The 7,704-nt window shown below is 73.8% G+C and carries 6 protein-coding genes; 3 read left to right on the top strand and 3 right to left on the bottom strand.

What is annotated here, in order from left to right:
• The coding region (locus tag AB0J68_RS22245; protein ID WP_363940338.1) for a GAF domain-containing protein at positions 1–739 on the bottom strand (739 nt) is incomplete at its 3' end.
• Positions 740–925: 186 nt separating this feature from the next.
• Between AB0J68_RS22245 and AB0J68_RS22240 the strand changes: the two genes are divergently transcribed.
• Positions 926–1,852: a 2-hydroxyacid dehydrogenase gene (locus tag AB0J68_RS22240; RefSeq protein WP_363940336.1), complete on the top strand. Its 927-nt coding sequence runs from the start codon at positions 926–928 to the stop codon at positions 1,850–1,852.
• Positions 1,853–1,877: 25 nt separating this feature from the next.
• Here the strand turns inward: AB0J68_RS22240 and AB0J68_RS22235 are convergent, their stop codons facing one another.
• Positions 1,878–2,270, bottom strand: a complete 393-nt coding sequence (locus tag AB0J68_RS22235; RefSeq protein WP_363940334.1) for a PH domain-containing protein — start codon at positions 2,268–2,270, stop codon at positions 1,878–1,880.
• Between the two features lie 215 nt (positions 2,271–2,485).
• Here AB0J68_RS22235 and AB0J68_RS22230 point away from each other — a divergent pair, with 215 nt between their 5' ends.
• Entirely contained in the window at positions 2,486–4,930 is a 2,445-nt protein-coding gene (locus AB0J68_RS22230) for a GGDEF domain-containing phosphodiesterase (RefSeq protein WP_363940333.1), read from the top strand.
• Between the two features lie 14 nt (positions 4,931–4,944).
• Here AB0J68_RS22230 and AB0J68_RS22225 read toward each other — a convergent pair whose 3' ends face one another.
• Entirely contained in the window at positions 4,945–5,964 is a 1,020-nt protein-coding gene (locus tag AB0J68_RS22225; RefSeq protein ID WP_354858684.1) for a LacI family DNA-binding transcriptional regulator, read from the bottom strand.
• 401 nt (positions 5,965–6,365) lie between these two features.
• On the opposite strand from AB0J68_RS22225, the gene AB0J68_RS22220 reads away from it, so the two are divergent.
• Positions 6,366–7,646, top strand: a complete 1,281-nt coding sequence (locus AB0J68_RS22220; protein ID WP_355067020.1) for an extracellular solute-binding protein — start codon at positions 6,366–6,368, stop codon at positions 7,644–7,646.
• The last annotated feature ends 58 nt before the right edge of the window (positions 7,647–7,704 follow it).

Below are 7,704 nucleotides of genomic sequence, written 5' to 3'. Positions count from 1 at the left end.
CCGCGACCACCTCCCGGGGCTGTCCGGATGGCCCGACCAGCGTGAGCAGGCACCAGTCGGCGAGCAGCGGCACCATGGTGGCGGCGAGCCGGCGCAGCGACGTGCCCACGTCCAGCGTGCCGGCGAGCGTCTCGCTCACCCCGGCCAGCAGCTCCAGCCGTTCATGCGCCCGGACGACCCGCCGACGCGCCTCCTGCGCGCCGTCCAGCGCGATCCGCAGTCGCAGCTCCGACGAGCAGGCGGCGGCGAGGTCGGCAAGCGTCCGCAGCTGCCCGGCGGTCCACGCCCGGGGCTTGTTGTCGATGGCGCACAGCGAGCCGAGCACCCGGCCGGAGAGGTCGGTCAACGGCATCCCGGCGTACGCGACGACGCCGAGGTCGTCGATGGCCAGGTTGTCGCGTACGCGGGGGTAGAGCCGGGCGTCCGGCAACACCATCGGCACCTCGATGTCCACCACGTGCTGGCAGAACGAGTGGCTCAACGGGGTCTGCCGCCGCTGCGACCACGGCTCCGGCAGACCCACCGCGCCCGGGAAGAACTGCCGGTCGGCGGAGACCAGGGAGACCAGCGCGACCGGAACCTCCAGCAGGTCACTGACCAGCCGGGCGAACCGGTCGAACGCCTCGTCCGGTACGGCGTCCAGGCCCGTGTCGGCCAGCGCACGCAGCCGCGCCGCGTCGCCGAGCGCCGGGGGTGGGGCGGTCGAACGTCGCGGGCTGGCGGGGGAGCCGTCGGTCATCGAGCACCTGTCTGCCGGGGCGGGGGCCGACCGGCCCTCCGACCCTTGGTTATACCTCGTCATGGCCGGGACCGAACATCGGTGTGCCGAGTCTCGCCCGCCCCGCCGCCGCGCGCCATCCCCCGTGACGCCGGATCGCCGCCGTGCCCGCACCGGCCGTCGCGCCGGAGGCTATCGTCGGCGGACGTGAAGGTATGGATCCCGCATCCGGCCGGCCTGAACCTCGTCGGCGAGCTGCCCCCGGACGTGACGGTGGAGGTCGCCGAAACCGCCGACCGCTTGCCGTCCGCCCCGGCCGACGTCCGTTTCTGGGTACCGCCGTTCCTGAGCGGGTCGGATGCGACCGCGCTGCTGCACCAGCTCCCCGACCTGGAGGCGGTGCAGCTGCTCTCCGCCGGGGCGGACGCCTGGGTCGGCCGGATGCCGCAGGGGGTCACGCTCTGCGACGCCCGGGGGGTGCACGACCCGTCCACCGCCGAGTGGGTGGTCACCGCGATCCTCGCCCAGCTGCGGGCCTTCGGAGCCTTCGCCCGCGCGCAGGCGCAGCGGCGGTGGGCGTACGACGGCAACGCGCCGACCGACGAGCTGACCGGCAAGCGGGTGCTGATCGTCGGGGCCGGCTCGATCGGCACCGCGGTGCGGGACCGGCTCGCGCCGTTCGAGGTGAGCTTCACCCTGGTCGCCCGGACGGCCCGGCCCGAGCAGGGGGTGCACGCCGTCGCGGAGCTGCCCCGGTTGCTGCCCGGCGCCGACGTGGTGGTCGTGCTGGTGCCGCTCACCGACCAGACCCGCGGCCTGATCGACGAGGACTTCCTGGCCGCGATGCCCGACGGGGCGCTGCTCGTCAACGCGGCCCGCGGCCCGGTGGCCCGTACCGAGGCGCTCGTCGCCGAACTGGCCACCGGTCGGATCTCGGCCGCGCTGGACGTCACCGACCCGGAGCCGCTCCCCGCCGACTCCCCGCTGTGGACGATGCCGAACGTGCTGCTCACCCCGCACGTGGCCGGGTCGGTGCGAGGGCTGCTGCCGCGCGCGTACCGGCTGGTCGGCGACCAGGTGCGGCGGTTCGTCGCCGGTCAGCCGCTGATCAACACGGTGGTCGACGGCTACTGACCGGGCCGCGCGGTCCGGGCCGGGCTCACGGGCCGGGTGTTTCGGCGGCCTCGTCCGGCAGTGTCTGGCCGGTGGCGGAGACCAGTCGGGGCAGGTCGGTGCCGCGGACCGCCGGCAGACCGACCTGCTGGCCGTCGTCGAGGCGTGCGACGGCCCGCCCGCGCGCGTCGGTGGCCAGCTCGACGACCCGGTCCCAGTCGATCCGACGTTGCCCGAACAGCGCCCGCAGGCGCAGTTCGCGGGAGTCGGCGTCGGTGCCGGCCCGCCAGGCCCACACCCCGACGGCGAGCGGGACGAGCAGCACCGGCAGCAGGTACGCCCGGGCGTTGGCCAGCGGCAGGGCGCCGATGAAGGCGATGACGGCGGCGGCCAGGATGGCTTGGTTGTACCGGAAGCGGACCGTGTCGGGCGTACTCACCCTGCGATGATCCCACCCCTGGTCGACGCGGGTCGCGGCGGGCGGCGCACGGAGCCCCGGACGCCGTACAGTGACACGGGTCACTGCTTCAGGCCGGTGACCGACGCGTAACCAATCTGGTCGCCGGTCGTTCCCCACTGTTGGGCAGCGGACCCGCAACGTCCGCCGCCCCGCACCGCCGCACCGCCCCGTGCCCCCTCACGAAGGCGACCGCCGTGCTCCTCGCGTACCCGTTCCATGTTCTCGTCTCCCGCCGGGCGACCCCGGAGGTCGCCGTGTCCACGGCCGTGGCGCTGCTCGTCCTCGCCGGGGCCGCCGATCTGGTCCCGACCCCGGTGGTGATCGCGTTGTCCGGCGGCGCGGGCGCCACCCTCGCCGGCGTACGACTGTCCCGGCTCGCCAGCCACCGATCCAGCGAGCCGCCGTCCACCGACCCCTCGTGGCGGGCGGCCGCCGTACTGCTCGACGCGGCGGTGGTGGCGGCCGGGTGCGTCGCCGCCGCGCTGCCGCTGGTCGACGCCGGGCACCGCGCTGCCGCGCTGCTCGGATCGCTGACCGTGGCGGTCCTGTCCGTGGCCGGGCTGCTTCGGCTTCCGGCTCGGCCGTCGCGAGCGGCGCGGCTGCGAGGGCTGGTCGAGGCGACCGGCCCGACGCTCGTTCTGACCCTCGCCGGCTGGTTGCTGCTCCCTTCCGACACCCTGCCGGCACCGGCCCGGCTGGTCGCGGCGCTGGTGCTCGGTGGGCTGGGCATGGCCGCGCTCAGCGCGTTCACCGGGTCCGGGCGGCGCTCGGGCGACGCGATCTGCCGGGGCGGCGTCCTGCTCACTCTGGTCGGGCTGGCGCTGCTGACGGTCCTGCCACCCGTCGCGACGGGCCGGGCGGCGCTGCTGGCGGTGCCGCCGCTGGTGCTCGGGATGCTGCTGACCGCACTCGGCGCGAAGTCCGCGGTGGCGACGGCCAGCGCGCAGCCGGTGACCGGCCCGCCCGCCGCGACCTGGCCACGGGTGGTGCTCCCGGCGTCGGTGCTGCTGCTGGCGGCGGGCCTGCAGGTTGTATCCGGCCGCACTCCGGACCGGACGAGTGTGCTGCTCGCCCTGGCGGCGGTGCCACCACTGGTCCTGCGGGAGCTGCTGCGCGGCGGCGACGCGGGCGCCGGGGAGCGACACGCCGCGCACCGCCGACGCGCCGACCACGCGGTCCGGCGCCGCCGGTCGGCGCAACCGCCCTTTCCCGGTACGACCGAGGGTGCGCCCGCGCACGACAGGTGCCCCGACGACGCGCCGTGGCCGTCCGACGGGGGCGCGACCGCCATCTCCGGCGTCGACGAAGCCTGGCCCCCCGACGGTGGTGCCGCCGCGACGACCGGCCTCGACGCGGCGTGGCCAGACGCGGGTGTCGCCTGGTCGACGTTCGACCACCGGTCCGGTTCGGCCGGGGAGCGGGCGGCGCTGCTGGACGCCCTCGCCGCCATCGGCGACGTGCCCGCGCCGGCCGGTGCGCTGCTGCTGGTGGAGCTGCACGGCGCGGACGGGCTCGGCCCGGTGGCGCGCGAGGACGTGCTGGCCGAGGCGGTCCTGCGGGCCCGCGCGGTCGTCGGGCCCGACGACCTGGTGACCGGCTGCACCGGCACCGGCTTCGCGGTGGTCACCGGCGCCGGGCCGGTGCTGGCGTACGCGCTGGGCACCCGGCTGCTGACCGCGCTCACGCCGCCGTACCAACCGGCCGGGTCGGTGCTGCGCGTGCAGGCGAGCATCGGGCTGGCCGAGGTGAGTGGATCCGGACCGGCCGACGTGCTCCGTCAGGCCGAGCTGGCCCGGCGGCGGGCGGTGCAGCTCGGCCGGGACCGGGTCGAGTGGTACGACGCGTTCCTGGAGGAGCAGTTGGTGCGCCGGCTCGACCTGGAACGTGAGCTGCCCGGCGCGGTGGCGCGGGGCGAGCTGGACCTGGTCTATCAGCCGGTGCTCGACCTGACCGACCGGCAGCCGGTGGGCGCCGAGGCGCTTCTGCGCTGGCGCAGCCCGGTGCTGGGCACTGTGCTTCCGGCCGAGTTGCTGCCGGTCGCCGAGGATCTGGATCTGGTCGGCGAGTTCGAGTGGTGGGTGCTGGACCGGGCCTGCCGGCAGTTGGCCGACTGGTCGGCGGGCCCCCGTGAGCTGTGGATGGCGGTCAACGTGACCACCCGGGAGCTGACCGTCCCCGACTTCGTGCAGCGCACCGCCGCGGTGCTGGCCGCGTACGGGGTGTCGCCGGAGCGGCTGGTGGTGGAGGTGGCCGAGCCGAGGATCGGCGCTGACCTGTCGACAGTGGTGGCCCGGCTGGCGGGGCTCCGGTCGCTGGGCGTCCGCACCGCGCTTGACGACTTCCGGGCCGAGCATGCGTCCCTGGCGCAGCTGCGCCGCCTGCCGATCGACCTGCTGAAGGTGGGCCCCGAGCTGGTGGGGGCGCAGCCGGCGGGGCAGCCGCCGCTGATCGACGTGGTGGTCAGCGTGGGCGAGCGGTTGGGTGTGGAGATCGTCGCCGAGGAGTTGGAGTCACCGACCCAGGTCGAGGGGGCGCGTCGGGCCGGCTGCCGCTACGGGCAGGGCTTCGCGCTGGCCCGTCCGGCCACCGCCGAACGGGTCGAGGCGTACTTCGAGGAGTTCCCCTCGGCTTCCCGCTGAGTCACTGAACCGGTTCACTTCCCGCGTGGCGGCGCCGTGCTGCCGCGCGGGGTCAGCTGGGGGCTCTCGTCCTGCACGCGCGTCGCCGGCTGCCCCCCGATGACGGCGAGCAGGTGGCGGGCGGCGTGCGCGCCGTACGCGGGGATGTCGCGGCCCAGCGCCGTCAGGGGCGGGTGCACCAGCCGGCACAGTGGCGAGTCGTCCCAGGCCACGATGGACAGGTCGTCCGGCACGGTGAGGCCCATCTCCTGGGCGACCGAGAGCCCGGCGACGGCCATCACGTCGTTGTCGTAGATGACCGCCGTGGGCCGCGCGGCGGAGCTGAGGAGTCGGCGGGTGACCCGCCCACCCTCCTCGCCGCTGTAGTCGGAGAAGACGGTGACCGCCTCGGCCAGGCCGAGGCGCTGGCACACCGCCGCGAAGGCGTCGGTACGGATCTCGGTGTGTCGCAGGTCGGGCAGGCCGCCGACGCGGGCGATGCGGCGGTGGCCGAGCGCCACCAGATACTCCACCGCCTCGGTCAGCGCGACCGCGTCATCGGACCAGAGGCTGGCCAGCTCGCCGGTGCCGCCCGGCCCGCCGATCACCACGGCCGGCAGTTGGAGCTGTTGCAGGGCGGCGATGCGGCGGTCGTCGGTGTGCAGGTCGCAGACGAGCACCCCGTCCACCCGGCGCTCGCCCCACCAGCGCCGGTACACCGCGATCTCGGCGTCGTGGTCGGCCACCACCTGCAGGGTCAGCGCGTACGAGCGGGCCGAGAGTTCGGCCTCCACGCCACTGATCAGCGCCATGAAGAACGGCTCGACGCCCAGCGTCCGGGCCGGCCGGCACAGGGCCAGACCGACGGCGCCGGCGGTGGCGGCGGAGAGCGCCCGCGCGGCGCTGCTCGGGCTGAATCCGATCTCGGTCGCGATGGCGAGGATGCGCTGCCGGGTGGCCTCCGACACCCCGGGCTGTCCGTTCAGCGCGTACGACACGGCACCCTTGGACACGCCCGCGCGACGGGCGACGTCGGCGATTGTCGGCCGCTTCACCGGCGTGCTCCTCCACTCTCGCCCCGGGTCGGGGGTCGGCTGACTGCCACGGCCGGGGCCGGCCCGTGGCCCCCGTTGGCGGCCTCAACCTAGCGCAGCCGGCGTCGGCGACCGACGGCGACCGCGCATCGTCCCGAAACGGCTGCGGCCGGCGGAAGCTTGCCCGGTTCAGCGTACCCGTGCGGGAGGGCGCTGGGCTGTCCCGAGCCCGCCGGAAACTGTGGGAGAACGCGCTCCACCACGCATGATCGCGCTCCCACACGCCGCATTGCGCATCCACGCTCGTCGCGGTTCACCACCCGTTGACACTCCTGGAACCGGACCGTACGGTGACGGAACTTATCCGGTTCAGTCAACGTCTCTCGATGTCGGGAGCGTTTCCACACCTTCGGAGGGATGACATGAAACGGTCCTGGACCCGGTGGGCCCGCACGGTCGCCGCAGGTGCCGTCGGCCTCGCCCTGGTCGCCGCGTGCAGCGGCAGGAGCGGGCAGGAATCCGACGCGGCCGACGGGCAGGTCACCCTGAAAATCAACTTCTGGGGTGACTTCGGCCTTCAGGACCTCAAGACGAAGTACGAGGCCGCCAACCCCAACGTCAAGATCCAGCTCAACTCCGGCGAGTACAACGCCCAGCACGAGGACCTGCAGAAGAAGCTCGTCGCCGGCTCCGGCGCACCGGACATCGCGGCCATCGACGAGGGCTTCATGGTCCAGTTCCGCGGCCAGTCGGACAAGTTCGTCAACCTGCTCGACAAGGGTGCCGGTTCGTACGAGAGCAAGTACCTGCCCTGGAAGTGGAAGCAGTCGCTGTCGGCCGACGGCAAGACCCAGATCGGCCTCGGCACCGATACCGGCGGCCTGGCCATGTGCTACCGCACCGACCTGTTCAAGGCCGCCGGCCTGCCCACCGACCGCGACCAGGTATCCGCCCTCTGGCCCACCTGGGACAGGTTCATCGAGGTCGGCCAGCAGTACACCGGAAAGACCAGGAAGAAGTTCATCGACGCCGGCACCAACCTGTTCAACCCGATCCTCGGCCAGCAGCCCGTCGGCTTCTACAACGAGCAGGACCAGCTCCAGATGGAGCAGGGCCCGAAGGTCGCGTTCGACTACACCACCAAGGCCATCGACGCCGGGCTCTCGGCCAACCTGGTCAGCTTCCAGGCCGACTGGGACAAGGGCTTCACCAGCGGCGCCTTCGCCGTCCTCGCCTGCCCCGCGTGGATGCTCGGCCACATCAAGGACACCGCCCCCGGCACCCAGGGCAAGTGGGACATCGCCGCGGTGCCCGGCGGTGGCGGCAACTGGGGCGGCTCGTTCCTGACCGTCCCCAAGCAGGGCAAGCACGTCGACGAGGCGTACAAGCTGGTCGAGTGGCTGGTCCAGCCGGAGCAGCAGATCGAGATCTTCAAGAAGGTCGGCAACCTGCCCTCGCAGCCGGCCCTCTACAGCGACCCGGCCATCGCCGAGTTCAAGAACCCGTTCTTCACCAACGCGCCGGTCGGGCAGATCTTCCCGAAGATGGCGCAGGGCCTGACCCCGCAGTACCTGGGCAGGAAGAACGGCCCGACCCGGGTCGCGGTGGAGAACGTGATCCGCCGGGTGGAGAACAAGTCCCTCCGGTCCGACGCCGCCTGGGCGGAGGCGGTCAAGGAGGCCGAGAAGGCCAGCAGCTCCTGATCCCGCTGCGGAGGCGGGCCGGAGGGACTTGTTCTCCACCCGGCGGATCACGTTCTCC

This window comes from Micromonospora sp. NPDC049580 (assembly GCF_040675595.1).
GTDB lineage: Bacteria > Actinomycetota > Actinomycetes > Mycobacteriales > Micromonosporaceae > Micromonospora.
Note: the sequence above shows the minus strand (reverse complement) of the source record. Positions and strands in the feature narration are given on the sequence as shown.